Genomic DNA, 25,635 nt, shown 5'->3' with positions numbered 1-25,635 from the left:
CCGCGACAGGTGCCGCATGCCTCTCCCCAGACTGACCCTGCTTTCCGCAGTTCTGCTCACGGGCTGTGCGACCAGCCCCGCCGCGAACCGCACTGAATCCAAGCCCGCTCCCGCGGCGTCAGCGCCCGCCGAGCCACGCACCGTCCGTGAAGCGCTCGCCCGGGAAATCACCGCGCCGTTGCCGCACAAGCCCGTGGAGGCCGAGGGAGTCCTCTTCCGGGGCAAGGTGCTGGCCGCGGGTACGCCGGAGCTGATGAAGCGCCCCAATGGGGTGACCCTCCTCACCCTCCCGATTGGGACCTCCGAGCCGGTCACCTGTCTCTTCTACACGAGCGCCATCGATGCCGGCGCCGCGGTGAGGAGCCTGATCGAGTCACTCCTCGATGACGTCACCGTGGAGCGGGTGCGCGCCACGGACGTCAAGTCCTTCACTGGCAGCCCCGCCATGTACCTAGAAGGTGACTACTCGCGAGGCGCCGCTCCGGCCGTACAGGTGGGTCGCATCAAGGTGATGGTCCACGCGGACCCCGTGCTCCCCAAGACCTGCTTCCACAACGAGCTGGGATACACGAAGACCTTCCTCGACGTCACCGAGTCCATCGCCACGGGCCTCACCTCCACGGCGCCGGAGCAGCCGGTGGCGCCCTACTACAGCGACGTGCAGGTGATGCGGCTGGGCGACGTACCCCTCGGGTTCCAGTACACGGCGCTCTTCGGCTCCAAGGCGGGCGGGAGCATCCTTGAGGTCAGCACCACGATGGTGCGTCCCGGGGCCCCGGCCCAGCTCCAGTTCCAGGACACCAACATCACAGAGCAGGCGGACATCTCGGGAGTGCTCGTCGCCAAGAGCTATTCCAAGCGGGTCAACGACACGGTCGCCGCGAATGTGCGCCTGCGCCGGGAGCAGAACGGGAGCTACGGCGTCTCGGGTCAGGTGGCCGCCAAGGAGATGCAGGCTCAGTTCGGGGGCGAACTCATCGGCGAGGTGGGGCTCGCCGCGCGGCTCCGCGAGGGCCTGCTGAAGGGCCAGGGCGACGCGCTCGAGGCCCTGCTGTGGGTGCCTCCCGCCGACGCGTCCGCACCGACGAAGGTGGTCATCCGCCCTCGCGAGGAGGCGGGAGCCCGCGCCGCCATGATGGAGCTGGGCCCGATGTCCGTGAAGGTGGAGCTCGACGCCCACGGATTCCCCCAGCGGACGGAAATCCCCTCGGGAAGCGCCACTGTCGTCCAGGAGCGGCTGTCCCAGACTGGCGAGCCGTAGCGGCAGGCGGGCGTCGAACACTCAAGGGGCAACGTCCAGGTTCGACGCGGCCCTGGACGCGGGCGGTTGTGCATGCACCGTGCGATGCAGTGGGCCGTCCCCACCTCACGCACACCCATGAGTCCCTCCCGCACAGCCCACCTCGTCGTTGACCTCGGCTTCGGAAACGCCAGCAAGGGCACGCTCACCGACTGGCTGGTGCGCCGCCACGGCGCGGGGCTCGTGGTGCGCTTCAACGGCGGAGCCCAGGCCGGCCACAACGGCATCACCGATGACGGGCGGCACCACACCTTCTCGCAGTTCGGCGCGGGCATAGGTGGTGGCGCCCCGCATCCCGAGTGGCAGAACGCGGAGTTTGCCTGGGACGACCTGGGCGCAGCACTCCGGCGCTTCAAGCACGACTTGCGGCAGCTTCTTGAGTTGAAAGGCCCGCCCACGTTGCCATCGGAGTGGAAGAAGCGTTTTTCAGAACTGGTGTGACAGAAGTGCATAGTCGAGCCGCCAACCTGTCCGAACTTGACGGGGCTACACCACGGAGCTCCGGCGGAGGCTCGAGGAGTCGATCGGTGCCAACGAGCCAGGTGCCTACCAAGCCTACCAACGAGCGACCCGTGGGCTCATCGGCTGGAGCGTCCTGGAGCGGTTGAAGGAGATCTCCTGTCCCGTCCTGGTCCTCGCCTCCGATCGCGACTACACGCCGTTGTCCGCAAAGAAGGCGCATGTCGACCTCCTCGCGGACGCTCGCCTCCAGGTCGTGACGGACTCGGGCCACGCCGCGCCGATCGACCAGCCCGGGCAGATAGTTCAGGCGGTGGAGGACTTCTTCGCCGAAGTCGAAGGGGCAGCTCGCGACACACGAAGCCTGGGCTCATTGGAGCGCCGCCAGAGCCGCCCCTCCACCGTGAGCCGGGCTACTGCTTGCGCGTGGCGTTGGCCTGCACCGTCATGTTCCAGTACATGTCCGGCGCCAGGTTGCCCTGCGCATCGAGCCACTTCTCGCTCGTGCCGGTGAGGCCGCTCGTGTCGGTGGGCGCCACGGCCGTCTCCTCGGCGTACTCGTTGAACGAGTTGATGATGGCGAGCCTGGGCCGCTGCTGGTTCACGCGGCTCCAGCCGAGCTGCTGGTAGAAGCCGCCCCTCACGCCGTTGTAGGTGCGCGAGACGAACCAGCCCCGGTGGTTGTTCCAGCCCGACATCACGACCATGACCTCGTCGTTCGCCAGTGCTCCATCGGGCATTCCCCAGCCGTAGTAGAGCCTCCAGTCGCTCTGGGGAGGCTGGGTGGAGCTCGCCCTCACCGAGCCTTGCGCCCAGCGCACCGTGAAGCGGCTACTCGCGGTCTTGCTTCCGGTCCAGCGCTCCCACGCGAGCCGGTCCGCGTACTCGGCGTAGACGACGAGCAGCGGCTTGCCATCGAGTTGGAAGTAGCCATCCGGCGTGACGCACTTTGCGCTCTGGACGAACTCGTTCCAGACCTTCGCCGCCTCCAACTCGAGCGTCGCCGGCTGGTGGTCGAATTGGATGCCTCCGATGGCGATGGCGTAGCGTGGCGTGCTCAGGGCTCCCGCGCTCCGCTTCTGGCCGATCCGGGCACACACCTCGAGCGCACGCGCCTTGATGTAGCCCTGGTCGACATCGAGGTTGTTGGTCTCGTCGAGCAGCAGGAAGTCGATCTTCGCCGACTCAATCGTCGCCAGGTGCTCGTCGATCACCGTGGCATCCTTGCTGTCATACACCTGGTACACGCCATGGGTGCGCGGGAGGTAGCGGATGTCCCAGGCCTCCCAGGTGTTCATGATGTTGGGTTGGAGGTACTTGCTGGAGTCGAGCACCCGCCACGTGCCGTCCGCGGCGGTGAAGGTGACGGGAGCGACCCGGCCCTTGCCGTAGGCATCACCCAGGAGCTGCGTGTTCGAGCCCGCGCCATGGCCGGCGCTCCACAAGCTGTAGGCATTGAAGCCGGAGCCGCTGGAGGTGGCGACCTTCCACTCACCTGAGGAGAAGTAGGCGACGGCATCGGCGCGGCCATCGCCGTTGGTGTCGCCGAGCCGCTGGGCACTGGAGCCGATGCCGTGGCCGGAGCTCCACCGGCTGTAGGGATTGAAGCCGGAGCCGCTGGAAGTGGCGACGTACCAGTCACCCGTCGAGGCGATGTAGGTGACGGCGTCGGCGCGGCCGTCGCCGTTGACGTCGCCGAGCATCTGGGCGTTGGAGCCCACGCCGTGGCCGGAGATCCACCGACTGTAGGGATTGAAGGCGGAGCCGCTGGAGGTGGAGACATACCAGTCGCCTCCCGCGGAGAAGTAGACGATGGCGTCGACCTTGCGATCGCCATTGACGTCCGCGAGCCGCTGGGCGCTGGAGCCCACGCCGTGGCCGGAGATCCACCGGCTGTAGGGATTGAAGGCGGAGCCGCTGGAGGTGGAGACGTACCAGTCGCCTCCCGCGGAGAAGTAGACGATGGCATCGGCCCGGCCATCACCGTTGACGTCTCCGAGCATCTGGGTGCTGGAGCCCACGCCGTGGCCGGAGATCCACCGGGTGTAGGAATTGAAGCCGTTGCCGTTGGAGGTGGCGACGTACCAGTCACCCGACGAGGAGAAGTAGACGACGGCATCGGCGCGGCCATCGCCATTGACGTCGCCGAGCATCTGGGCGCTGGAGCCAACGCCGTGGCCGCGGCTCCAGATGTAGCGCCCCTCGTTGGCGTACCAGGTGCTGTACCAGATGCCGGTGGTCACGGGGCCCGTGTACAGCGCGGAGGACTGCGACTCGGGCGTGGAGTCCTGGCTCGCGTCGGGCTCGGGCGCGCACGACGCCAGGCCGAGCAGGAGCGTGAAGGACAGGGGGAGACGCATCGTTCGATGAAGTTTGGGTTCCATGGCTCAGGTGCGCGGCTGGCGCTCCGCCGCCTTAACACGGGACAGGCAGGAAACTCGATCCTTCCTCGTACCCAATCCATGGGCACTACCTCGCATGTGGCCGACTGAGTCCTCTGACCGCGAGAAGTTTGGTGGGTCGTAGCCGAACCTCACCCAGACTTTGGGGATGGTGAACCGCCAGCGGATTCGGAGCCGCTGGCAGTTGGCCCACCGCTCCCAAGCGTCCGTTTCCTGGTCGAGCTTGTCGAGGGTGGGGATGCGCCGCTTGCCCAGGCATTGACGGGAGAGTAGCGAAATTTCTACCTCCGCCTGATTGAGCCAACTGCCGTGCACCGGCGTGAAATGCACAGTGAAGCGGCGCCAGAGTCGACGACCTGCTCGCATCCCGTATCGTACCTCAAGAGCACGGCAGGAGTGGGTGCTGAGGTTGTCGAGCACCAGGTGTATGGTCTTCGCGTCCGGGTAGTGACTGGCAATGTCGTGCAACGCCTCGGCGAATGCCTCGCTCTTTCGGTTGGCTGTGGCCTTCACGAAGTGCCAGCCTGCCTTGGGTTCCACGGCGCAGAAGAGATTGGCGGTGCCACAGCGAAAGTAGGCGTAGTCCTGGCGTGCCTCACGTCCAGGACAGGCCGAAGAAGCAGGACGTACCCACTCCAGCAATTGCACGGGCCTCTCATCGAAGCAGACGACGGGCTCATCCGGGCACAGCGGCCGCGCGTACAACTCCAGCACGTCCTCCATGCGCTCGATGTACTGGGCGTTCAGCTCGGGCACGCACCACATTTTTTCCCGCCAAGGCTTCAAATCATGACGCAGGAGCAACTCGCGCACAGTCTCCCGCCCCACCTTCGCAACCAACCCCCTGCGCACCGCCTCCTGGGCAATGAGGCGCACCGTCCAGCGGGCGCGGCCCTCCGGCGGCGGCGCGCATACCATGGCCACTACCTCGCTGGCCTGCCTCTCCGTCAGAAGTCGTGCCGCACCGGGGCGCGGTCTCTCATGGAGTGCCGCATTCAATCCTTCATCTCGATAGCGTCGTCGCAGCGTACGCACCGTGGTCTGCGTGACGCCCACGGCCTCGGCCGTTCCCACCACCGTCCAGCCTTCGGAAAGAAGCTGAAGCACCCGTGCGCGCTTCAACACCCGCACGGACTCGCGCCCACGCCGTGTCAGCGCCTCCAGCGCTCCCCTGTCCGTCTGCTTCAGCTTCAGTCCCTGACTTCGTGCGTGCGCCCTCATACCTGGGCAACACGCGGCGGGCCGCGCGTTAATCTCCTCCCGGTCAGAGGACTAAGGCCTCGGACTGTACGACGACGACTCCCTTGACGCCGTCGCCCTGGCCCACCTCCGCCGCCTCGCCGTGGAGCTCGCGGCCTCCGCGAGGATACCCATCTTGCGGAGGGCCTGGGTGGGAGTGAGTGACAGCACCCACAGGACGGCGGCGTCGACTTGAGCACCGACGCTGGGGTACTGGCGATTGGCCGAGATGTGCAGCTTCAACTCCCTCCAGACGTGGTCCATGGCGTTGAGCTCGGGACGCCGCTTGGGCAACCAGAGCAGACGGATGTCCAGCTGCGCAGCAAGGGCCTGCGACCGCTGGGCGGTGTGACAGCTGGCCTGGTCCAGCAGCAGCAGCACCGGTCGGCCCCTATTCGCTGCACGAACCCCGTCTGGCGTCGCTGAGCCGGCGCGCGCATGGCAGACGCGGAGCCGTGGAAGAAGCGAGTCAGGCCCTGCCACGCACCTGAGGGGAGTGCGGCGTGGGCAGGCGTGGACCCCAAGGGGGTTCAATCGGTCTGTCCACCGGCCGGGAGCATCGCTCGGGAGGCCCCGTCAGCGGCCCTCCTCGGCACCTCCGCTCCAGCCCTCACCCTCAACAGGGCCCCTATCCCGCCTATACGTTGCTGGTGCGTAGGGCGAAGGGGATGGAGGTGGCGCCGTCAGAGGCAAAGCGCGCACTTCAGGGCTTCGACCGGCTGCACCCGGCGACGCCCCATCCGCACTTCGTCCATGCGTGGTGCGTGTGCGGCCACGAGCACGACAACGTGGTGGCCACGGACCAGCCTGCCCGCGAGTGCGGCTGGGTGTTCTGCTCGTGCGCTGGGTTTCGCCCCGAAGCTTGGGCATCCCCAGCCAGACGGCGCGGGACGAGCTCTCCGCCCAGCTTCAGCGGACGTTGACGGAGCGGGACGAGGAGCGAGCCCGTGAGGCGGGCAGGGCGTCCAACCAGCAGTAGGCCCGGAGGAACCCGCGATGAGTTGCCGCAAGCCGCCCGACACGGAAGAGGCACTGGGCATGGCGCTGGAGCGCATCGCCGAACTGGAGGCGCGGTTGAGCAAGGTGGCCCACACCCTCGACAGGTACGGGCGCCACGAGCGCGGCTGCCGCTTCTCGCGCACCCACGCGCACTGCCGCTGCACGTGCCAGCTGCACGACCGCATCCTGGAGGGAGGGCTGAAGCCATGACGTCAGAGGTGGCTAGTCACGATGGCGATGCGACACACGTTGCACCTGGACTGAGGGGATGGCGGATGCCCGCCCAGCGTCATGAGGCCGAAGTCGGGAACCACCGGCTTCTCCTTCCCGCACTCCGGGCACTTGAGCAGCACCTTCGTCCAGTCGGTCCCTTCGGCGCTGTCGCTGCTGTCGGCCATGGCGGTGGTCCCCCTGCTCGTGGGCTGGAGCGCCCACGACTGCATTCTACAGGAGCCTCCAGTGACGAGCCTGCGTGACGCCGACATTCGCCAGCCCCTGGCCCAACTCGCCGCGCGCGAGTATCCGGGCGCCCAGGTGCTCCACGAGGTGGGGCTGGAGTACGGGCTGGTGCGGGTGGACGTGGCCACCATCAGCCCCGAATGCCCCCACGCCTTCGAGGTCAAGGCGGACGCGGACACGCTGCGCCGCCTGCCGGTCCAGGAGATGGCATACAGCGCGGTGTTCGACCGCTGCACGCTCGTCGCTGGCGAGCGCCACCTGGAGCGTGGCCAGGCGCTGGTGCCCGCGTGGTGGGGCGTGGTGTTAGTCCGCGCTGAGGATGGAGGCGTTGTCCTCGAAGAGGTCCGCCCAGCACAGGACAACCCGGCCCCGGGTCCTGGCGCGACGCTGCGCCTGATGTGGCGCCCAGAGATGCTGGCCCTGCTGGAGGCGTCTGGCGCGGCGCGAGGCGTCCGCTCCGCCAGCAAGGGGCGACTCCTGGCCCGGCTGATTGAGGCGCTGCCCCCGGCCGAGCTGCGCGCCCGGGTGCGTCAGGTGGTGTCCGCGCGCGGCGACTGGAGGCTAACGTGACGTGTCCACGCGCAGAGGTGCGCCTCGTGCTGCCGTACCCGCCCAGCGCCAACGACTACTGGCGCCCAGCCAAGGGGCGCGGGCTGGTGCCCTCTGACGAGGCGAAGGCATACAAGGCCCGCGTCGCTCAGGTGGCGGCCCTGGCACGCGTCCAGCCCCTGCACGGGCCCGTCCGCCTGAGGAGGAAGTGATGCGCTACTACCTGGACGCCGAGTACACCCGCTTCGGCGGCGAGTTGATGTCCCTCGCGCTTGTTCCGGCCGACCCCGCTCTGGAGTCGTTCTACGTCGCGGTCGAGTGGGTGGGGCCAACCGACCCGTGGGTGGAGACGCACGTCGTCCCCTACCTCGGCAGCGAGTTCGCATCGCGCGAGCGTGCGTCGCTGAAGCTGGCGGCGTTCATGCGGGAGCGGACGGTGGGGCACATGGTCATCGTCGCGGACTGGCCGACGGACTTCGAGCACCTGCTGTCGCTGCTCATCACCGGCCCGGGGCGCATGCATCCGGTGCCGGGGTTCGACATGAAGTTCCAGCGCCTGCCGGGCTTCAACACCGCGAGCACCAGCCGGGTGCCGCACAACGCGCTGGCGGACGCCGAGGCGCTCCGCGACTACTGCGAGGCCAACCATGGGTGACGCCTACCAGGACTGATCTGCCCCCGTTCTTCGGACCACGCGTTACGAGAGTCCTGCGGCGCTGCTAATGCCGTGCTCGGGGGAGGATGCGACGGGGCCGGCATGGGCGCGGCGAGCTCCGACCTCCGCAGGTGTCTTGTAGCCCAAACTGCGGTGCGGACGCTTCTCGTTGTAGTCGCGCCGCCATGCCTCAATGAGGACGACGGCCTACCTCCTGGCCGCGAGGACTCTCTCACGCTTCAACTGGTCCGAAAATTGGGGAGAAGATCACGACTCCGCTCCAGGCCCCACCCAAGCCGCACGCCAATTCAGACGCTCAACACTGACCTGAAGCCACACCGTCGGCACGACAAGACCGCCAGGAACCTCTGGACCACGCGAGAATAAATTGCGCGCCCGTGAACACGTTTATCGTCAACCCATGATGTTCTTCTTGTTGTGAAAGAGCGGGTCGCCCAGGCGGCACACGTTCTTGCCTTCGAACTTCACGTCGAAGGAGTACATCATGAACTCCGCTGGGCCCTTCGTAGAGCCACTCATGATGCCGCCCCCCGCGGTGCCGGCCTCATCTCCAGTGCTCGCCTTATACTGAGCACCCTTCACCATGGGCATCTTCCCATTGACGGTGACTTTCTTCGGCCCATTCGAGGCGTCCGAGGACTTGCCCAGGTTGGGATAAGGCAAGGGCACTGGCCCACTCGGGCTCGGCGTCTTGCAGACGTCGGGGAAGACAACGCTCTGTCCACCACTGTCCTCAGCGGAAATACCGCGCCCGTTAGCAAAGACTTTCGTTCCCATCATCCCCTCAGTATGCGGACGGATCTTCGAGCGACACCACCCGGACTCCCACCAACTTCGCGGCCTCGACGGCTTGCTTCACGGCCTCCGACACGAGAATGACCAATGAGTCCTCGGCAAGCCGAAACAGCGGTAGCCCCAGGGTCCTCGATTCGTCGACACGGAGCTTCGTGAACTTCATCAGGGGCGGTTTGTAACCAGGAAGATACTCCGATCTGGGCAAATCCGCACAACTCACCAGACCAACGATGTTGACTGCCTTGTAGTGTGAATAGGTTTTCTCTCGTTCCCGATCAATGACCTCCGCGTCATACAGGTCGAGATTGCGAACTCCCGCCCCCTTGAGCACCTCAATGAGGCGCTGGGAAAAAAGAGGGACGTCGATGATGAGATCCGGCATTACGGGACCGCTGCGCGGGTCGAGATAGCACGGGATGGGCTCTTGTACGGGGTCCGGATAACGGATGCCCATGGTCCAAGGGACGTCGACGTCGGGCGACTCATCCAAGGCAACACCCTCGACGCCATGTGCAGAAAAATCATGCCTCGCATCCAACCTGTAATACACACATACCTCCGCGACAATCGACTAACCGCGCGTCTTCTTCGTCAAAGCGAGCTTACTGACAAGCAACTCCCGGCCCTGCCTGACCGCCATGGAGAGGTCTTCAGCCAGTGTCGACACCCATGATTTCCACTGATCGGGCCGCCCCGTGATCCGCATTTTGAAAAAATCGGATTTCTGATTGATGAGGTGCACCAGGGAATAGGGTGGATAGCGCTTCCCGTCGTCATCCTTGGAGCGTTCGCAGACAATCCGAAACCGTTCCGCCAGGTGCGCCAACTGGTCACACTCCAGCCGCGTCTCCTTGTCATAGTTCATGGTGGGGCTGGTCTTGTATGGCTTGCTATGATCCGTGTAATGCAACTGCAGCCACGTATCCTTCATCACCAGGAAGCCAACGCCCTCTTTCGAGGTCGGACTCAGCGCCCTCCATGTTTGGCCGTAGAACTGGGCCATCGTCACTCCGGGCACCTTGTGCTTCGTGCCATAGAGGTCCGGGAGCTTTGGGAGAAAGACGCCATTACGCGCGCAGTCGATGCTGTAGCCAATGTCTTCCTTGATTTTGCCCTTCTCCGCGCGCGTCCACTGCTCGAGACGCGACTTGGCCATGGAGGCCTTTCCCGGAATGATGTGATGTGGGGTCGCGCCAATCTCCACCTCGAATTCCTCCAGCGCTCCCGCCTTGGCCACCCACCCCATCGTCGGATCGCTCCCACCGGGCAGTGGATAGACCGGCCCTACCTTCTTGTCCGTCGTGAGTTCCTTGGCGTTGCTCCGGAGGCTCTCCGCCAGGTCGTCCTCGTCCTTCAGCAGGCCATGCTTGGTCTTGTAGCCCTTGAGTTCACGCGGCCACTCCGCGCAGAAGACACAGTCCTCCGGGTGCCCGTCGTCGGCCCCGTCGCCCCCAGCCACTGCTTCACCAAACTCAGGCATGGCTCAAGCCTCCGGATCTTCACGCTGAAGCAGTACGGCACCACGTGACTCACGGTCCGAGGAGCACCACACCAGCACAGGCCCCTCACGATATCCCTTCCGCAATCCCAGCGCCGCCACCCCCACCATCAACGGCCCGTATGCGGCTCCCGGGTCACCCACGTTCTCGGCCGGGTGTTCCAACCGATGCGCCTCGGCAATGCGCTCACGCGAGCGAAGGAATGTCACGCCCCACTCCTTCGCCCAGAAGTTCTCTCCGTTGAACCCCGCGTACACACACCGCACGGGCGGTAGCCCAGCCGGAGTGGAGTCGAAGAGCAAGCGACAGGTCTGCGCCAGACCTTCTCCGAGGTATGGCTCCCGGCTGTACCGATGCCCCGGCTCCTTTCCCGTCGCTGTCGCCAGCACGCGTGCCAGCGGGACACAGCCGAGCCGCTTCCCCTCTCCCTTCCTTCCAAGCCGGAGGAACACGGCGGCCTCTCCAGGAATCAGCCCATCCGTCGGCCCGTACCGGCGTATCCGGTCCTCGCCTTCGAGTGTCGCCAACACCGTCGGATCCAACAGGGTGTCCAGTCCTCCCACCAGAACTTCCGGAGCCTTGCTTTCGTCCAGGAACCGCACCGCCGCGTCGAGCGCCAGCAACCCCGCAGCTCGCCCATTGGGAAAGCACCGGCTGCGCTGTAGTTCCAGCGCAATGCCGGAAGCCAGCCCCAGCGCCTTCAGGAAGGGCATCGGCTCGCTCCGCGCTGATAATTCCGTCTCTTCGGGGAGCCCCAGCATCAACGGCAGCGGGCGCTCCAGTCCCGCCGCCGCCTCTTTCAGTGCGGGCAGCGCCAGCCGCAACATGCGCTGCTCACGTGCGGCCAGTCCCCGAGCGACCGGCAGATCCGGAGCCGGCAGGTGCTCCTCGGAGACGAATGCCCCCAGGTAGGGACGGAAACGGAGGTCCATCAGTGACGTCTCCCGCGCACGCATGATGCCAGCCCGAATGGCGGCCGCTGTCGACGGGGCATTTACTCCCACCGGCGTCATCATCCCGACGCCGAGAATCTCAGCACCTCCGCTCATCTCAATCCTCCGCGCCTTCCAATGACAGCAACTGGAAGCGCGCCTCCTCGACCTTCAACGCCCGCTTGTCGCATCCCACCGCGCCTCTCCAAGTCATGCACACCCGTCCGGAGCCCGGCTCCAGGCACACTGTCTCCAGATGAAGTGGAGGGCGCTCGAACAATCCGGCAATCTTCACTGTCACGCTCAGCCCACAGCGGGGAAGCGTGTAGCGCTGCACGCCTTCGAGTGACACATTGAGTAATTCGACCGGTTCGCCGCCCTTCAGTCCCTCCCGGACACACATCCCCGCGGGCGCGACCTGAAAGAACTCCGCTTGGAAGTCGAGGGGCAGGTAGGGCGCGCGCCGGGTCCTCCAGGCCTCATCATAGGTGCCGGCATACGATTTTCGCGGATCCCACGATGGCGCCACAGGTCCCACGCCCATCGGAACCGGGTCGTCCGAAATGGAGCGAATGAGTTGCCTTGGGTCCTCCAGGTTGGGCAACGCGCGTCCCACCATCTCCGAACCACCACGCTTACCGCGGAAGCCCTGTCCCACAGGATTGCTTGCCTTCCCCAACACGCGGTCCTTCGTCACCTCATGCACGCCACCGTAGGCCCGTTCCCATACGAGTGGCATCTTCACGAAGGGCTCGGGCGAAGAGATACCCGGAGACAGAACCCCTCCCCGCCATTTTCTGTCGCCGAAGACTTGGAGCACCTGCTTCACAGGCCCCACCCGCACCAGGACGAGGCAGGAGGCCACCGGCTTGCCCCGGGGCGCGTGTGCCTCGCCCTCCAGCAACACGTCTGTGCCTGGCTTGAGCAAGTGTGCCTCGCTCGCAGCGCGGAGGCTCGATTGCCCGGGCTCGCCCCGGAATGTGTCCGCCATGACGACCGGTTGCTGATTCTCCGCAATGAACAGCCGCCCCTTGCGAAAGGAGAACGTCGCCTTCACCACCACGAATAGCGTGTCCATCCCCCGCACATCGGGGAACATGAACATGCTGGGTGAGAAGGGAGTCTCATTGCGAACCTGAAGCATATCCCCCCGCCTTTGCCTTCAACTCATGAATCCCCATGCAGGCAGCCGCTCGCGGACAGCCGAAGCCAGGGCCAATTGCTCCCGCTGCCGTGACGTGAAGGCTCGCACCTGGACCGCGTAGGAACCTCTCGTTCGCACCATCAACTCCAATGCATACAGATGCCTCCGTCGCATGGGGCCTTGCGCCAGCGCATCCAGAAGGGACGCGCCGGTGAATGGTTTTCCTAGCAAGTAGCGATTGTCTGGCGAGAATCCATCGCGAGCCCGCTCCCACCAGCGCGCGACTTCGTCCTGGGCGGGGAGTGCCAATGCATCTTCCGGGCGAAGTCCCAAGTCCGCGTCCAGGTCCTCATCTTCCAGGGGCGGCAAGGCATCCTCTGGCTCTGGCTCCGGGAGCACGTGTGCCCCCGCCATGCGAAGCCCCGTGATGGCGCTGAAGGCCTCACCCGCGAGGCGCGCCACGCGGGGCTCCTCACACATCCACCTCAGGCAAGATTCCGCGGCAGGCACCCGCCCAGTGAACCCCAGCGCCCAGAGCGCATCCTCGCGAGTGGCCGCCTCCTCCGAAAACGAGATGAGCCGCTCAAGGAACCGCACATCTCCCGCCGCAGCAAGCAAAGCCCACAATCGCCGGCGCAGCGGGCTTCCCGTGGCCGTGGATTCTCGTTCGCAGACTGTCCATGCGTCGCGCACGCCAAACACCAATCCGGTTTCAATGGCGGCCCACCGGACCTCCGGACGAGAGTCTCCCAGCAGCACGCCAAGCAACCTGGGGGCATGGGGCTTCGACGATAGATTAAGCGCTCGCAGTGCCGCCGTGACGACCAGTGCGTCGGGGTGGCTCAGCAGGTCCTCCGCCCTGCCGCCAAGCAAGTGCCCCCGGAATCCCAGCACAGATACCGCCATGGGCTCGGCCGTGGTGAGCAAGGGGGCCAAGGCAGTCTCCCCCCCCCTTTCTCGCCAAGCTCCAGGGCTCGCCGAAAGGAGGCCTGGACTGGTGGCGGCGCATCGGCCGCCCGAGCCTTCACTGCATCAAGCACGAGAGATGGAGCCAGCGTGAGGAGTGACCAAGCCGCGGCGAACACCTCACCCGGGTCTTCGCGCTCGTGCACCACGGAGGACAGCACCTCGATAGCCGCGGCCCCCGCCGCAACCAGTCCATCCAAATGAGCGAGCAACCGCTCTTCTAGCTCAGCGGTCTCTTCCAACGTGTAGTCGGGCGCGACCAGCGCGCGCTCCCACTGGCTCCAAAAGAAGGCCGCTTCGGAAAGATGCTCTTCCAGCACGTCCAGCATCATTCGCGTAGCCCCTAATTCACCTGGACCGAGCCACCCTTGATGCGGTTGACCCCCGAGGACTGCGTTTCCACGTACACGCCCCGGATGACGACCTTGCCGTTGCTACGCATGGTGATACTGGCTTGGCCACACCGCAGGACGATCTCGTCCTTGCCCTCTATTTCGACCCGCTGTCCGTCGACCCGGGCCTCGGTGGGAGCTGGAACCGGTTCGGGCTCAATGCCCACAGTGTCCAGCATGACATCGAGCAGAGGCGTGGAACTGTGACCCTGCTCCAGCCCGATAACCAGCGGCAGCCGGGGGTCCCCATCTTCGAAGAGAAGCACCGCGAACTGGCGTGTGGCCACTGCGGCCCGCACTGCCTCTGATGTCAGATTGATGGTCCTCTTCGCAGGTAGCGGCCCCTCGGTGTTTCCCCCGAAGTCCACCAGGAATCGACCATTGTCATCCACACCCGTGAGCCACCCGAGCCTACTCCCCCAGATTCGCTCGCGCGGCGCATCGCCTAAGACTTCTGCATGAGGCCTTCCCACTGGCATGCTCATGACCTTGTCCTTGTCCCGGGCCTCGAAAAGGCTCACTTCGGACCTAAACCAGGATGTCCAACGGAAGCCCCCAGGATGCAGATCATACGACCAAGAACGATGTTTGCTGTAAAGGCCCCGGGCCAGCGGTCACAGGATGCCCATGTGACGAATCACTGCACAGGAACGCACATCTTCTGGGGTGCCGCCCCGCGGTTCCACGGGCACGGTCTGGCAAAAGAAAACCCCGTGGCACCTTGCTGGCGCCACGGGGCTCGTTCTTCACTGTGGAGGCGGCGGGAATCGAACCCGCGTCCGAAAGCCGTCCGTTCTTCGACCCTACGTGCGTAGTCCGCGATTTGCTACGTCCCTGAGGCTCCCACGGACGGGATACTCAGAGCCGGTCCTGGAAAGGTCTCGCCACCTTGGGTCCAGGCGCCCTCGGTAGCCAGCCTGCATTATGACGGTCTGTCCCAACCCCACAGGCCGAGGGCGGGGGGACCGCGCACTATGGGCTGTTTTTAGGCAGCCAGCGCGAGCTCAACGTTGTCGTTGGCTTTTGTGTCTTTGCCGGGTTGAATTTACGAGCTACCTGACAAGCTCGGCACGCGTCTCGAACTTCATTGCCCCCGTCGAAACCAGGTCGCCCCCGGTAGGTTCACTGCACGTCACGCGGCCACTCACTGCGCCGCGTCTCCCTCAGATTAACCGCTGACGGGGGCGCGTCAATCCTCCTGAATGGCCGCGGGCACATCTGGGCGCACGGCCGTAGACACTCCGCGCACAAGCCCCTCCCCCACCGAGCCAGCCGTCGTAGGGTCGCCTACCCGCCGGGTCCCGCTTCTTCCGTCCCGGCCACGAGGCACCTGAATGAGACGACTGCTCCCCCTCCTTCTGCTCCTGCTGGGCACCGCCCTGCCGGCCGCCGCCGCGCCCACCCCGGCGTCGGACGCGTTCCCGTACACCCTCCACACGGACACCCTGCCCAACGGCCTCACCGTGGTCCGCGTGCCCTACCCGTCGCGCGGCATCATCGCCTACGTCACCGTGGTCCGCGTGGGCTCGCGCAACGAGGTGGAACCCGGCCGCACCGGCTTCGCCCACTTCTTCGAACACATGATGTTCAAGGGCACGAAGACGCACCCGGAAGGCGACCGCGAGCGCATCCTCGGGAACTTCGGCTTCGACGACAACGCCTTCACCACCGACGACATCACCCTCTACTACTCCTACGGCCCCACCGCTGGCCTGCCCCAGCTCATCGAAATCGAGGCGGACCGCTTCCGGAACCTGGAGTACAGCCAGCCGTCCTTCCAGACGGAGGCGCTCGCCGTGCTCGGCGAGTACCACAAGAACGCCGCCGCCCCCTTCCTCAAGATGGAGGAGGAGCTCAACGCCGCGGCCTTCACCCGCCACACGTACCAACACACCACCATGGGCTTCTACAAGGACATCCAGGCGATGCCCCAGGCCTATGACTACAGCCGCACCTTCTTCGAGCGCTGGTACACGCCCGACAACACCCTGCTCTTCATCATCGGCGACTTCGACGACGCCAAGGTCATGGAGCTCGTGCGCCAGCACTACGGCCCCTGGGACCGCAAGGCCGCCCAGGTCTCCGTCCCCGCCGAGCCGCCCCAGAAGGGCCCTCGCACCGCCCACATCGACTGGCCCCAGCCCACGCAGCCCCGGCAGGTGATTGCGTGGCGCACGCCCGGCGCCGGCACCAGCCCGGTCGACGCCGCCATCCAGACGCTCCTCGTGGACTACCTCGCCGGCCCCACCAGCCCCGCCTACAAGACGCTGGTCCTGGACAAGCAGCTCGTGGAGTCCATTGGCAGCGACTACTCCGAGCACCGCGACCCGCACCTCTTCACCCTCACCGCCACCCTCAAGGACGAGCGCCACCGCGACACCGTCCGCAAGACGCTGCTCCAGGAGGTCAGCCGGCTCGCCGCTGGCCGCGTGGACGCCGCGCGCCTCAAGGCCATCCAGGACCATGCCCGCTACGGCGCGCTCATGGCCCTGGAGACGCCTCGTGACGTGGGCATCCAACTCGGCTGGTACGCCGGCGTCACGGGCTCGCCCGACGGCTTCCAGCGCCATCTGCAGAGCCTGCCCAAGGTGACGCCCGCGCAGCTCTCCGACTTCACCAAGCGCTACCTCACCGCCAACAAGCTCATCCTGCTCAGCCTCACCCCCAAGACGGACGCCCAGGGAGGGACGAAGTGATGAAGACCCGAGCGCTCATGTCCCTCACCGCCCTCCTGGGGCTCGCCGGCTGCGCCACCACGCCGAAGCCGCCTCCCGACGAGAACGCGCCGCCTCCCGCGGTGCCCGCCCAGGCGGCGGCGCCCGAGCCCGCTCCGCAGCCCGCGCGCCCGGAGGCCGTGCCCGCGACGCCGCTGCGCCAGCCCAAGCCCATGGAGCAGGTCGTCCTGGCGCGTCCGGACTCGCCCATCGTCTCCTTCCGGCTCGTGTTCCACACCGGCTCCGTGGACGACCCGAAGGGCAAGGAGGGCCTCACCGCCCTCACCGCGCAGCTCATGGCGGAGAGCGGCACGCAGAAGCTCACCGCCTCGCAACTGCTGGAGGCCCTGTACCCCATGGCCGCGGAGCTGGACGTCTTCGTGGACAAGGAGTTCACGACGCTCTCCGGCCGCGTCCACAAGGACTTCCTGACGCGCTTCCAGGACATCTTCACCGACGTGCTTCTGGCCCCGCGCCTGGACGCCGCCGAGTTGGAGCGCCTGCGCGCCAACGCCATCAGCGACGTGGAGAACGGCCTGCGCAGCGCCAATGACGAGGCGCTGGGCAAGGTCGCGTTGGACGCCCTGCTCTACCAGGGCCACCCCTACGCGCACTTCACGGGCGGCACGGTGCAGGGGTTGAAGGCGATTACGCTGGACGACGTGAAGGCCCACGCCCAGCGCGTCTTCACGCAGGACCGGCTCGTCATCGGCCTGGCGGGCGCGGTGGATGACGCGCTCGCACAGGCGCTCAGCTCGCGCCTGTCCGCGCTGCCCGCGAAGGGCGCTCCGCGCGTGGAGCTGCCCGCCGTGCCGACGACGGCCGGCCGCACCGTCATCATCCAGAAGCCCACGCTCTCCACCGCCGTCAGCATGGGCTTTGTCAACACCATCCGCCGCGGCGACCCGGACTTCTTCCCGGTGGCCTTCGCCATGTCCAACCTGGGCGAGCACCGCCAGTCCATTGGCGTGCTCTTCACCGAGCTGCGCGAGAAGCGCGGCCTCAACTACGGCGACTACGCCTACGCCGAGCACTTCATCGAGTCGCCCGGCACCACGTACAACCGCACCAACATCGCGCGCACCCAGCAGGACCTGTCCCTGTGGATTCGGCCCGTGGTGCCCACCAACGGCGTGTTCGCCACACGCGGCGCGGTGTTCTTCCTGGACCAGATGGTGAAGGAGGGCATCCCGCAGGAGCGCTTCGAGCTGATGCGCGGCTTCCTCCAGGGCTACACCCGCCTGTGGGAACAGACGGACCAGCGCCGGCTGGGCTACGCCATTGACGGACGCTTCTACGGCACGCCCGACTTCCTGGAGCAGTACCGCCAGGCCATGGCGAAGATGACGCCGCAGTCCGTCCAGGAGGCGCTCCGCCGCCGCGTGCAGCCCGAGGCCCTCAACTTCGTCTTCGTCACCGAGGACGCGGAGGGGCTCGCCCAGGCGTTGCGCTCCGGCGCGCCGTCGCCCATCACCTACGCGTCACCCAAGTCAGAGGAGTTGCTGACGCAGGACCAGGCCATCTCCTCGTCCAAGCTGCCCCTGCGCCCGGAGGCCATCCAGGTCATCCCCGCGCAGCAGTTCATGGAGAAATAACACACGGCTGTAATCAGCAGTGCCGGGGGGTGGGTCATTTCCTTCCACCCTCCGGAGTCGGGTGCTATGAGCCTGAGACATGCAAGGCTTCAGCTTGCGTGGTTCAGCCACCCGACTCGTCGTCCTGGGCCTGCTTCTGGCCTCGGTGGCTGCGCACGCCGACCACGACCCGTTCGCCCGCGGATTCGACGCCGTTCCCGTCAAGGCCACCGCGGCTCAGCACAGCGGCATCGCGCTGGAAGGCACGAGCAACGCGCTGCCCGCTGGGAGCTTCCGCGCGGCGCTCTTGTTCGACTTCAACTGGCGCATCCTCGCCCTGAAGCTGGGCGACGAGAAGCTGGGCGACCTCTTGCCCTACCGGCTCGATGCGCACCTGCTGTTCGCCTATCAGCTCCATGAGCGCTTGGAGCTGGCGGTGGACCTGCCCGTCACGCTGCTCCAGGGTGACAACTTCCAGTTGCTGCGCGACGCGCTGAACGCGCCCAACTTCCCGGGCGCCGCGGGCGTGGGCCGCACCACGCTGGGCGACATCCGCCTGCTGCCGCGCGTCCACCTGCTGGACCGCGAGACGTTCCCAGTGGGCGTGTCGCTCGTCGCCGAGGTCCGGCTGCCCACCGGCAGCGCCTCCAGCTTCACCGGCGAGCGCGGCGTGCTCTGGGCGCCTCGCATCGCGCTGGAGCAGCGATTCACCGCCCTCCCCGTGCCCATCCGCGTGCTCGGCAACGTGGGCGTGCGGCTGCGGCCCCACGCGCAGTACCTCAACCTGCTCGTGGATGACGAGCTGACGCTGGGTGCGGGCGCCATCGCGGAGCTGCCCAACATGGGCCGCTTCACGGACGTGGAGGCCGTGGCGGAAATGCACCTGGGCACCCCGCTGGTGCGCCCCTTCAACTTCGACCAGGCCGACACGCTCAAGACGCCGTGGGAGGCGCTGGTGGGCGCCCGCGCCAAGGTCTGGGGCAACTGGGGCATGGAGCTCAACGTCGGCCGCGGCATCAACCTGTCCAGCGGCTACGGCCGAGAGGCCCTGCGGGTGATGTTCGCGGTGCGCTACGACGAGACGTTCATCGACTCGGACGGCGACGGCGTGCCCGACATCCGCGACCGCTGCCCCAACGAGCCCGAGGACATCGACGGCTTCCAGGATGGCGACGGCTGCCCCGACCCGGACAACGACGGTGACGGAATCCCCGACGGCGAGGATGGCTGCGCCAACGAGAAGGGCCCCAAGCACACCAAGGGCTGCCCGGACCCGAACTACGACACGGACGGCGACGGCGTCGTCGACGGCGAGGACGCCTGCGTCGACAAGCCGGGCCCCAAGTCCAACAAGGGCTGCCCGGAGGACGAGAACGACGCGGACGGCGACGGCATCGCCGACAAGCTCGACAAGTGCCCGGACAAGCCCGGCCCGAAGGACTACGACGGCTGCCCGGACACCGACGGTGACGAGGTGCCCGACAACGAGGACGACTGCCCCGAGCAGTTCGGTCCGCCGGAGAACAACGGCTGCCCGTACGACTCGCCGCCGTATGTCGTCGTCGAGTCCGACCGCATCCGCATCAAGGGCAACGTGCTCTTCGAGACGGGCTCCGCCGTCATCCAGAAGCAGTCGTACCCGCTGCTGGACGAGGTGGCGACGGTGCTGCGGAAGAACCCGACGCTGGGTCCGGTCCTCATCGAAGGCCACACCGACAATCGCGGCTCGCGCGCCCTCAACATGGGCCTGTCCGACCGCCGCGCGAAGTCCGTGCTCGAGTACCTGGTGGCCAAGGGCATCGCGCGCAAGCGCCTCAGCTCCAAGGGCTTCGGCTTCGACAACCCGATTGCCACCAACGACACGGCGCTGGGCCGCGCGAAGAACCGGCGCGTCGACTTCCGGCTCGTGCGCGCCGAGCTGGAGACGGAGAAGAAGGAGACCGTCGTCCCAGCGGGCCAGCCGCCGCCGCCGGGAACGACGCCGGCCAACGCGGCCCCGGGCAAGGACGGCAAGCCGTAGTCCACGCGAGCAGGGGCGGAGCGCCCGTGAGGCGCCCGCCCCACTCAGCGGACGGGCGCCACCCGCACCTCGCCGACCCAGACCTGCTTGGGTGAAAAGCGGGCGCCTTCACACGCGACGGCGACGCGGCCCTCGCAAGGGTTCACGTAGACGAACTTGCAGCTGCCTGCGTTCTTCAGCCACGGCTCCCGCTGCGCCTCGCAGACGTGTTCCTTGTAGTGGCACTCGTCGAGCAGCTCGTTGCTCTCCCAATAGAGGCAGTGCCGCCCCGCCGGGGAGCCCCCATCCGCCGGCGAAGGCGCGTTGGGGCAGTACCCTGCCTCTCCACGCCGCGTGGGGACGGACGCGTCCTCCCGCGCTCCGGCCCCGTTGACGTGCATGTTGAAGCCCGTCTCCGCGTAGAACATCGGGGGTGTCTCCGCGTAGACGGCCTCGACGGGCGCCACCCATTCGCTGAGGCACGCCTGCAGCACGGTGCCGCAGCTCGGCTCCGAGGAGGGCAGGTCCGCGCACGGCCCGGCGCCGCGGATGGCCGGTAGTGGCCCCGGGGCGTCGGCTGGTACTCCAGCGTCAGGGCTTCAGGCGTCACGTCATGGAACGCGGCCAGGTTGAAGTAGACGTTGGCGCGCGTCTTGGCGTCCGCGCCGCTCGCCTTGAGCGCGCGCAGGTAGACGGCCAGGGCCTGCTCTTTCCGGCCCTGCTTCTGGAGACACAGCCCCAAGTCCGCCAGCGTGGGGCCGTGCTCCGGCGCGAGCTTCGCGGCGCGCTCGAACAAAGGACAGGCCTCGCCGAGCTTCTTCGCGCGGTAGAGCTTCGTGGCGCGCAGACGCAGCGATTCGGCGTCCTCCGCCTTCTTCGCGGCGCCGCCCTCCGGCGTGGCCGCGAGCAGGGACAGCGCCAGGAACCAGGACATGTGAAATCCCCCGTGCTCAGGCGTCAGGGCTGCTTCAGCGCGCGCTCGATGCGGCGGCGAATGCCGTCCTCGGACAGCGCGCCGCGCTGCGCGTCCATCACCTTGCCGTCGCGGTCCAGGAAGTAGAGTGTCGGCAGCGCGCTGACCTGGAAGGCCCGCGCCACGTCGTCGTCCGCGTACACCACGTACGGCGCCAGTTCCGGCAGGTGGTTGCGCATGAAGGCCTCCACCAGCTTGGGCGCGCGGTCGCCGTCATCCCGGCTGGCCGCCACGAAGACGAGCCCCTGCGGCTCGTACTCCTTGGCCAGCTTCACCAGCGCCGGCATCTCCTCCCGGCACGGCGGGCACCAGGTGGCCCAGAAGTCCAGCATCACCACCTGGCCCTTCAGGTCCTCCAGCTTCATCGTGCCGCCGCCATGGCGTGCCATCTCCATGGTCGGCGCGGTCGTCCCATCCGGCACCAGCCGGGCTCGCTGCGCTTCCAGGACGCCCAGGAACACCACGCCGCCCACGCCGAGCGCCCCCAGCAGTCCCAGTACCAGCTTCGTTCCACGGCCCACCTTCTTCGGGGCCGGAGGCGGAGCTCCGATGCTATCCGTCACTCGAATCCACTCCTGGTCAGGCGGCCATGCACCCGCCGCAGCACCCACCGCACACCCTCACGCGCCGCCGGGCGCCTCGACACCCACGCCGCCACGTCAGGGCCCCACCGATAGTAGCCCCGGATGAACACCCGACCCGGCGCGCTCTTCCGCAGCACGGCGTCGCGGTAGGCGCGGAAGGCCACGAGCTCCGGCGCGCCCTCGCCGAACGCCACCGTGGCCACGAAGCACGAGGACGCCGGGCTCACCCACATGAGCCGCTGGTTGGTGAGGTTCACCACCGCCTTCAGCTCGCGCGCCTCCGTGTAGACGAACGCCAGCAAGTCGCGCCGCGCGGAGGGGAACTCCTGGCCGCTGGCCTCCTCGAACTCGATGCGCGTGCTGCCCGTGGTGCCGACCTCGTCCACCGTGAAGAAGTACCGCTTGGAGCTGCGGCCGACCTCCACCTCCAGCCCGCGCAGCTCGCCGAAGTACGCCAGGAAGGGCGTGCGGCAGACCGGACAGATGAAGCGGTTGTAGGCGTGGCTGGTGAGGAACGCGTAGTCCCCCACCCGCTTGCAGCCCATGTTCGGGCACACCAGCTTCACGCTCGCCTGAGGCGCGGGCCGCGGGTCATAGCGCGACACACGCGAGCCCTTGTCGAACACCGGCGGCGGACGCGGCGGCGACGTCACCAGGTGGCGCGTCGGGTGCGCGGCGCGCTCCAGCTCCTGCGCCCGGCGCCAGGCCGTCTCCGCGGCCTCCAGACGTCCGGCCGCGGTGTGGCAGAGCGCCTCGCCGTGGGCCAGCAGCGCGGCCACCAGCTTCTCCAGCGGGGCCACCGCCGAAACATCCCGCCCCGCGGCCAGCGCCTCCGCCAGCACCCGCTCGACTTCGGGGAGCAGGGCCTGGGCCGCCTTGCGGGAAGGGTCCTCCGCGCGGCGGTACACCGGCGGTTCGGGGATACGGACGAAGAGGGCCGAGGCCGCCGCGCGCACCCGCTCCACCGCCGCGTCGCCACGCCCTACGTCCAACTGCGCCGCCCGCTCACGGGCCGCCTGAAAGAGTTCTTCGGGTTGCAAGCGCGCGGACATTAAAGGCCCCACCCCGCGCTGTCAGCGCATTGGACACCGCGGCGGTCGGAAACTGGCCACGCCCTCTCCCTTGGTGTACGAAGAGGTAGGAGGCTGTGAGCGTGAACGCATTGAAGTTCATCGTCTGGACGTGCTGTGCGGTGGGGCTCGGCGTCTTCCTGGCTTCGGGCAAGGTGGATGGGCGCACGCCCTTGAACCACATGGAGCGAGCGTGGAGCCGCTCGGTGAGCGCTTCCACGGTGGATCGGCTCAAGGACGGGCTGGAGGACGCGTACGAGGACGCCAAGGACGCCGTCGCCGGAAACAAGGATTCGTCGCCTCGTGAGCGCATCAGCGCCGAGGACCGTGAAGCGGTGAACCGCATCATCGCGAAGAAGAAGTAGTTCGCCTCCGGGTCCGCTTCCCCTGGCCTCCCCTCCTCCTTAGGTTGCACGGGAGGCGGCTGGTCGGGGTGGAGGCGGGGCCATGGGCAGGGCGCGAGGCAAGAGTGTCATCCTGTTCGCCGCGCTGGTGTGCACGCTGGTGCTGCCAGCGCAAGCCACCGGCCGCGAGCGAAACCGGTTGTGGGTGGAGTCACAGAACCGCGCCCTCCAGAAGCAACGCTCCACGCTGAGCGACATCGCCCGGCGCGCCATGCCCGCCGTGGTGTCCATCACCACACAGCAGGCCGCCGACGTGCAGGCCGCCGCCGCTGGAGAAGAAGCGCAGAAGGGCATCGGCTCCGGCTTCATCATCCATCCGGACGGCTACATCCTCACCAGCGCGCACGTGGTGGAGGGCGCGGCGGAGGTCATCGTCTCCGTCCTGCACCCGCGCGGCTACGTGGAGGAGTTCGAGGCCATCGTGGTGGGCGAGGACGCCCGCACCGACTGCGCGCTGTTGAAAATCGCCGCGCCCCGCAAGCTGCCCGTGCTGAAACTGGCCTCCGCGTCGCACGTGCGCTCGGCGGACTGGATTGTCGTCATCGGCAACCCGTTCGGGCTGGCCCACTCGGTGACGGTGGGCGTGGTCAGCTACATGGGCCGCACGGACGTGACGCCCAACGGGCGCGACGGCGACTTCGACTACATGCAGATGGACGCCTCCATCAACCCGGGCAACTCCGGCGGGCCGGTGTTGGACCTGCACGGTGACGTCGTGGCGGTGGCCAACGCGGTCAACGTCGCGGGCCAGGGCATCGGCTTCGCCATCCCCATCGACATCGCGAAGACGGTGATTCCGCACCTCAAGTCCCACGGCCGCGTGCGCCGCGGATGGCTGGGCATGAGCGTGCAGGACTTCTCTCCAGAGGTGGCCGAGGCCTTCAACCTGCGGCGCGGCCGCGGGGTGGTGGTGACGGACATCGTCGAAGGCGGCCCGGCCGAGCGCGCGGGCCTGCAGGTGGGCGACGTCATCGTCCGCGTGGACCAGCGGCGTGTGCGCCGGGCGCATGCGCTGCGCTGGCAGGTGGCCGCCCGGGGCGTGGGCCGCGACGTGAAGTTCCAGGTCCACCGGCTGGGGCGCCCGATGAAGCTGACCCTGAAGCTGGACGAGATGCCCTCCGAGGAGACGCCCCTGCCCACCGTGGCCAGCACCGCGCCCGGGCGGCACGCGGGGGCCCCTCAGCCGGTGGTGGACGACCTGCTGTCCCCGGTGCCTCGCTCGAAGGGCCGCCGGGCGACTCCGCCCTCCGGGGAAGCAGCCCCTGGGACGGGGGGTTCTGGCCAAGACGCCCCCGCGCCCTGAAGTCCGGACAGGGCCGTGCTGAACCCTGGTTTCCCGGGCTCCTTGCGTTCGGGGGTCATGGGCGCTAGACAGTGCGCCTTTTTCCGTACCCTTGCGGCGGGTCCACCTCGGTGTGGCGCCGCGACTTCGCATCGTTTCGCAGGAGAGTTTCGCAATGGCCGAGGCCCAGACGACCCAGAAGCGCACCAGTTGGCCGCGTTTCGCCAAGAGCAATGGCAAGAAGGCGTGCACCGTGGAGGGCTGCAAGCGCCCGTACCGCGCCAAGAACTACTGCTACTTCCACTACAAGCAGTGGCGCCAGGGCGACCTGCCGCACAGCCGCTACCGCACCTGCTCCAAGCCGGATTGCCGCGTGAAGACGTTCAAGGGCGGCCTGTGCGAGAAGCACCACGGCGAGGCCTTCAAGAAGGACGCGGCGTAGACCGCGACTCGCCGTCGGCGCCGGGGCGGCCTCTTCCTCAGGTAGAGGCGCCCCGCGTCACCGCGCGCTCCAGGTGCTTGAAGGCCGTGAGCCACAGCTCCGCCTCGCGCTGGGTCAGCCGCGCACGCATCAACGTCTGCTCCAGCTCGTTCAGCACATGCTGCGGCGCCTGCGGGTTGAGGAACTCCGCGCGCAGCATGACGTCCCGCATCCGCTTCGCCAGCGCGCCCAGCGTGCCCAGCTTCGCGCCCGGCGCCGCCTCCACCGCGGCCGTGGGCGTCAGCCCCTGACGGTGACAGAGGTACAGCAGCACCGCTGACGACTGCGCCAGGTTCATGGACGGCTGCACCGCCGACGTGGGAATCGCGAGCACGTCCGTGCACCGCGCCAGGTCCTCGTCGGACATGCCCCGCTGCTCGCCGCCGAAGACGAGCGCCACGCGTCCGCGCACGCTCTCCTCCGCCAGCCGCTGCATGGCCTCCTCCGGCGTCAGCACGGTGCGTCCCTTGAGCTGGGTACGAGAAGTCGTGCCCACCGCGTACACGCAGTCCTTCAGCGCTTCGCCCAGGTCGGACGTCACCTCCATGCCTCGGAGGACGAAGTCACTCTTGACCGCGAGACGCTCCGCGCCCTCGATCGACTTCAGCACCGGCTCGGACAAAATCAGCCGTGAGTACCCGAAGTTGGCCATGATTCTGGCCACAGCGCCGAGGTTGTCGGTTGAACGCGTCTGATGAAGGACAACGGTAAGCTGCTCCCCTGGCCGCATGCGCTGAGTTTAG

The 25,635-nt window shown here is 67.4% G+C and carries 28 protein-coding genes, 1 other RNA gene and 1 pseudogene; 13 read left to right on the top strand and 17 right to left on the bottom strand.

Annotated features, from left to right (window positions below; all coding sequences use genetic code 11):
• Nucleotides 1-16 precede the first annotated feature (16 nt).
• Together QEG98_RS11155 and QEG98_RS11150 are read left to right on the top strand one after the other, a co-directional pair.
• On the top strand, nucleotides 17-1,261 hold the full coding sequence (locus tag QEG98_RS11155; RefSeq protein WP_316566698.1) for a hypothetical protein: 1,245 nt from the start codon (nucleotides 17-19) through the stop codon (nucleotides 1,259-1,261).
• Nucleotides 1,262-1,378: 117 nt separating this feature from the next.
• Nucleotides 1,379-1,741: an adenylosuccinate synthetase gene (locus QEG98_RS11150; protein ID WP_316566697.1), complete on the top strand. Its 363-nt coding sequence runs from the start codon at nucleotides 1,379-1,381 to the stop codon at nucleotides 1,739-1,741.
• A gap of 431 nt (nucleotides 1,742-2,172) precedes the next feature.
• On the opposite strand, the gene QEG98_RS11145 is transcribed toward QEG98_RS11150, so the two are convergent.
• From QEG98_RS11145 to QEG98_RS11135, 3 genes are all read right to left on the bottom strand, one after another.
• The gene (locus QEG98_RS11145) at nucleotides 2,173-4,119 is read right to left on the bottom strand and encodes an FG-GAP-like repeat-containing protein (protein WP_316566696.1); all 1,947 of its coding nucleotides are present in this window, start codon (nucleotides 4,117-4,119) and stop codon (nucleotides 2,173-2,175) included.
• A gap of 27 nt (nucleotides 4,120-4,146) precedes the next feature.
• The gene (locus QEG98_RS11140) at nucleotides 4,147-5,292 is read right to left on the bottom strand and encodes an IS630 family transposase (protein WP_316566695.1); all 1,146 of its coding nucleotides are present in this window, start codon (nucleotides 5,290-5,292) and stop codon (nucleotides 4,147-4,149) included.
• A 141-nt stretch (nucleotides 5,293-5,433) separates the two neighbouring features.
• Nucleotides 5,434-5,781, bottom strand: a complete 348-nt coding sequence (locus QEG98_RS11135; protein WP_316566694.1) for a transposase — start codon at nucleotides 5,779-5,781, stop codon at nucleotides 5,434-5,436.
• A 436-nt stretch (nucleotides 5,782-6,217) separates the two neighbouring features.
• On the opposite strand from QEG98_RS11135, the gene QEG98_RS11130 reads away from it, so the two are divergent.
• Together QEG98_RS11130 and QEG98_RS11125 are read left to right on the top strand one after the other, a co-directional pair.
• On the top strand, nucleotides 6,218-6,379 hold the full coding sequence (locus QEG98_RS11130; protein WP_316566693.1) for a hypothetical protein: 162 nt from the start codon (nucleotides 6,218-6,220) through the stop codon (nucleotides 6,377-6,379).
• Between the two features lie 17 nt (nucleotides 6,380-6,396).
• Nucleotides 6,397-6,609: a hypothetical protein gene (locus QEG98_RS11125; RefSeq protein ID WP_316566692.1), complete on the top strand. Its 213-nt coding sequence runs from the start codon at nucleotides 6,397-6,399 to the stop codon at nucleotides 6,607-6,609.
• Nucleotides 6,610-6,611: 2 nt separating this feature from the next.
• Here the strand turns inward: QEG98_RS11125 and QEG98_RS11120 are convergent, their stop codons facing one another.
• Nucleotides 6,612-6,797: a hypothetical protein gene (locus QEG98_RS11120; RefSeq protein ID WP_316566691.1), complete on the bottom strand. Its 186-nt coding sequence runs from the start codon at nucleotides 6,795-6,797 to the stop codon at nucleotides 6,612-6,614.
• On the opposite strand from QEG98_RS11120, the gene QEG98_RS11115 reads away from it, so the two are divergent.
• Genes QEG98_RS11115 through QEG98_RS11105 form a run of 3 tightly spaced genes read left to right on the top strand, consistent with a single transcriptional unit; the run spans nucleotide 6,796 to nucleotide 8,062 of the window.
• Complete coding sequence (locus tag QEG98_RS11115) at nucleotides 6,796-7,428, top strand: sce7726 family protein (RefSeq protein WP_316566690.1); 633 nt, start codon at nucleotides 6,796-6,798, stop codon at nucleotides 7,426-7,428. The genes QEG98_RS11120 and QEG98_RS11115 overlap by 2 nt on opposite strands.
• Nucleotides 7,425-7,619 (top strand): hypothetical protein, encoded by a 195-nt coding sequence (locus QEG98_RS11110; RefSeq protein WP_316566689.1) that lies wholly within the window; start codon nucleotides 7,425-7,427, stop codon nucleotides 7,617-7,619. Before QEG98_RS11115 ends, QEG98_RS11110 begins: the two co-directional genes overlap by 4 nt.
• Nucleotides 7,619-8,062: a hypothetical protein gene (locus QEG98_RS11105; protein WP_316566688.1), complete on the top strand. Its 444-nt coding sequence runs from the start codon at nucleotides 7,619-7,621 to the stop codon at nucleotides 8,060-8,062. The genes QEG98_RS11110 and QEG98_RS11105 overlap by 1 nt, the downstream gene beginning before the upstream one ends.
• A 42-nt stretch (nucleotides 8,063-8,104) precedes the next feature.
• On the opposite strand, the pseudogene QEG98_RS11100 reads toward QEG98_RS11105, so the two are convergent.
• From QEG98_RS11100 to ssrA, 9 genes and pseudogenes are all read right to left on the bottom strand, one after another.
• Nucleotides 8,105-8,269: pseudogene (locus tag QEG98_RS11100) on the bottom strand (integrase core domain-containing protein); the annotation flags it as partial.
• Between the two features lie 207 nt (nucleotides 8,270-8,476).
• The gene (locus tag QEG98_RS11095) at nucleotides 8,477-8,860 is read right to left on the bottom strand and encodes a DUF4150 domain-containing protein (protein ID WP_410478070.1); all 384 of its coding nucleotides are present in this window, start codon (nucleotides 8,858-8,860) and stop codon (nucleotides 8,477-8,479) included.
• 7 nt (nucleotides 8,861-8,867) lie between these two features.
• Entirely contained in the window at nucleotides 8,868-9,332 is a 465-nt protein-coding gene (locus QEG98_RS11090; RefSeq protein WP_316566686.1) for an imm11 family protein, read from the bottom strand.
• A 117-nt stretch (nucleotides 9,333-9,449) separates the two neighbouring features.
• Entirely contained in the window at nucleotides 9,450-10,358 is a 909-nt protein-coding gene (locus QEG98_RS11085) for an AHH domain-containing protein (protein ID WP_316566685.1), read from the bottom strand.
• Nucleotides 10,359-10,361: 3 nt separating this feature from the next.
• On the bottom strand, nucleotides 10,362-11,309 hold the full coding sequence (locus tag QEG98_RS11080; protein WP_316566684.1) for a hypothetical protein: 948 nt from the start codon (nucleotides 11,307-11,309) through the stop codon (nucleotides 10,362-10,364).
• 118 nt (nucleotides 11,310-11,427) lie between these two features.
• Nucleotides 11,428-12,387 carry a DUF2169 domain-containing protein gene (locus QEG98_RS11075; protein WP_316566683.1) on the bottom strand — a complete coding sequence of 320 codons (960 nt, stop codon included), beginning with the start codon at nucleotides 12,385-12,387 and terminating at the stop codon, nucleotides 11,428-11,430.
• A gap of 84 nt (nucleotides 12,388-12,471) precedes the next feature.
• Entirely contained in the window at nucleotides 12,472-13,359 is an 888-nt protein-coding gene (locus QEG98_RS11070; protein ID WP_316567867.1) for a TIGR02270 family protein, read from the bottom strand.
• 403 nt (nucleotides 13,360-13,762) lie between these two features.
• Nucleotides 13,763-14,332 carry a DUF6484 domain-containing protein gene (locus QEG98_RS11065; protein WP_316566682.1) on the bottom strand — a complete coding sequence of 190 codons (570 nt, stop codon included), beginning with the start codon at nucleotides 14,330-14,332 and terminating at the stop codon, nucleotides 13,763-13,765.
• Nucleotides 14,333-14,560: 228 nt separating this feature from the next.
• Nucleotides 14,561-14,926: a transfer-messenger RNA gene (gene ssrA / locus QEG98_RS11060) on the bottom strand.
• Between the two features lie 219 nt (nucleotides 14,927-15,145).
• Between ssrA and QEG98_RS11055 the strand changes: the two genes are divergently transcribed.
• The 3 genes from QEG98_RS11055 to QEG98_RS11045 all read left to right on the top strand — a co-directional run bounded on the left by QEG98_RS11055 (nucleotide 15,146) and on the right by QEG98_RS11045 (nucleotide 20,119).
• A complete protein-coding gene (locus tag QEG98_RS11055) occupies nucleotides 15,146-16,507 on the top strand; it encodes a M16 family metallopeptidase (protein WP_090492032.1) in 1,362 nt (453 codons plus the stop codon).
• Nucleotides 16,507-18,120 (top strand): pitrilysin family protein, encoded by a 1,614-nt coding sequence (locus QEG98_RS11050; RefSeq protein WP_316567866.1) that lies wholly within the window; start codon nucleotides 16,507-16,509, stop codon nucleotides 18,118-18,120. Before QEG98_RS11055 ends, QEG98_RS11050 begins: the two co-directional genes overlap by 1 nt.
• A 79-nt stretch (nucleotides 18,121-18,199) precedes the next feature.
• Nucleotides 18,200-20,119, top strand: coding sequence for an OmpA family protein (locus tag QEG98_RS11045; RefSeq protein WP_090492030.1), 1,920 nt, complete (start codon nucleotides 18,200-18,202; stop codon nucleotides 20,117-20,119).
• A 44-nt stretch (nucleotides 20,120-20,163) separates the two neighbouring features.
• On the opposite strand, the gene QEG98_RS11040 is transcribed toward QEG98_RS11045, so the two are convergent.
• From QEG98_RS11040 to QEG98_RS11030, 3 genes are all read right to left on the bottom strand, one after another.
• Nucleotides 20,164-20,592 carry a hypothetical protein gene (locus tag QEG98_RS11040; protein ID WP_316566681.1) on the bottom strand — a complete coding sequence of 143 codons (429 nt, stop codon included), beginning with the start codon at nucleotides 20,590-20,592 and terminating at the stop codon, nucleotides 20,164-20,166.
• 463 nt (nucleotides 20,593-21,055) lie between these two features.
• Nucleotides 21,056-21,634, bottom strand: coding sequence for a TlpA disulfide reductase family protein (locus QEG98_RS11035; RefSeq protein ID WP_316566680.1), 579 nt, complete (start codon nucleotides 21,632-21,634; stop codon nucleotides 21,056-21,058).
• Complete coding sequence (locus QEG98_RS11030; RefSeq protein ID WP_316566679.1) at nucleotides 21,631-22,707, bottom strand: CFI-box-CTERM domain-containing protein; 1,077 nt, start codon at nucleotides 22,705-22,707, stop codon at nucleotides 21,631-21,633. Before QEG98_RS11030 ends, QEG98_RS11035 begins: the two co-directional genes overlap by 4 nt.
• 95 nt (nucleotides 22,708-22,802) lie before the next feature.
• Here QEG98_RS11030 and QEG98_RS11025 point away from each other — a divergent pair, with 95 nt between their 5' ends.
• From QEG98_RS11025 to QEG98_RS11015, 3 genes are all read left to right on the top strand, one after another.
• The gene (locus QEG98_RS11025; RefSeq protein WP_316566678.1) at nucleotides 22,803-23,090 is read left to right on the top strand and encodes a hypothetical protein; all 288 of its coding nucleotides are present in this window, start codon (nucleotides 22,803-22,805) and stop codon (nucleotides 23,088-23,090) included.
• A gap of 82 nt (nucleotides 23,091-23,172) precedes the next feature.
• Nucleotides 23,173-24,432, top strand: coding sequence for a S1C family serine protease (locus tag QEG98_RS11020; RefSeq protein ID WP_316566677.1), 1,260 nt, complete (start codon nucleotides 23,173-23,175; stop codon nucleotides 24,430-24,432).
• A 154-nt stretch (nucleotides 24,433-24,586) separates the two neighbouring features.
• Nucleotides 24,587-24,853, top strand: coding sequence for a vegetative protein (locus QEG98_RS11015; RefSeq protein WP_090492024.1), 267 nt, complete (start codon nucleotides 24,587-24,589; stop codon nucleotides 24,851-24,853).
• A gap of 37 nt (nucleotides 24,854-24,890) precedes the next feature.
• Here QEG98_RS11015 and QEG98_RS11010 read toward each other — a convergent pair whose 3' ends face one another.
• On the bottom strand, nucleotides 24,891-25,622 hold the full coding sequence (locus tag QEG98_RS11010; RefSeq protein ID WP_141620496.1) for an RNA methyltransferase: 732 nt from the start codon (nucleotides 25,620-25,622) through the stop codon (nucleotides 24,891-24,893).
• Between the last annotated feature and the right edge of the window lie 13 nt (nucleotides 25,623-25,635).

The organism is Myxococcus sp. MxC21-1 (assembly GCF_032612255.1).
Taxonomy (GTDB): Bacteria; Myxococcota; Myxococcia; order Myxococcales; family Myxococcaceae; genus Myxococcus; species Myxococcus virescens.
This window is presented reverse-complemented; position numbering and strand designations above follow the sequence as displayed.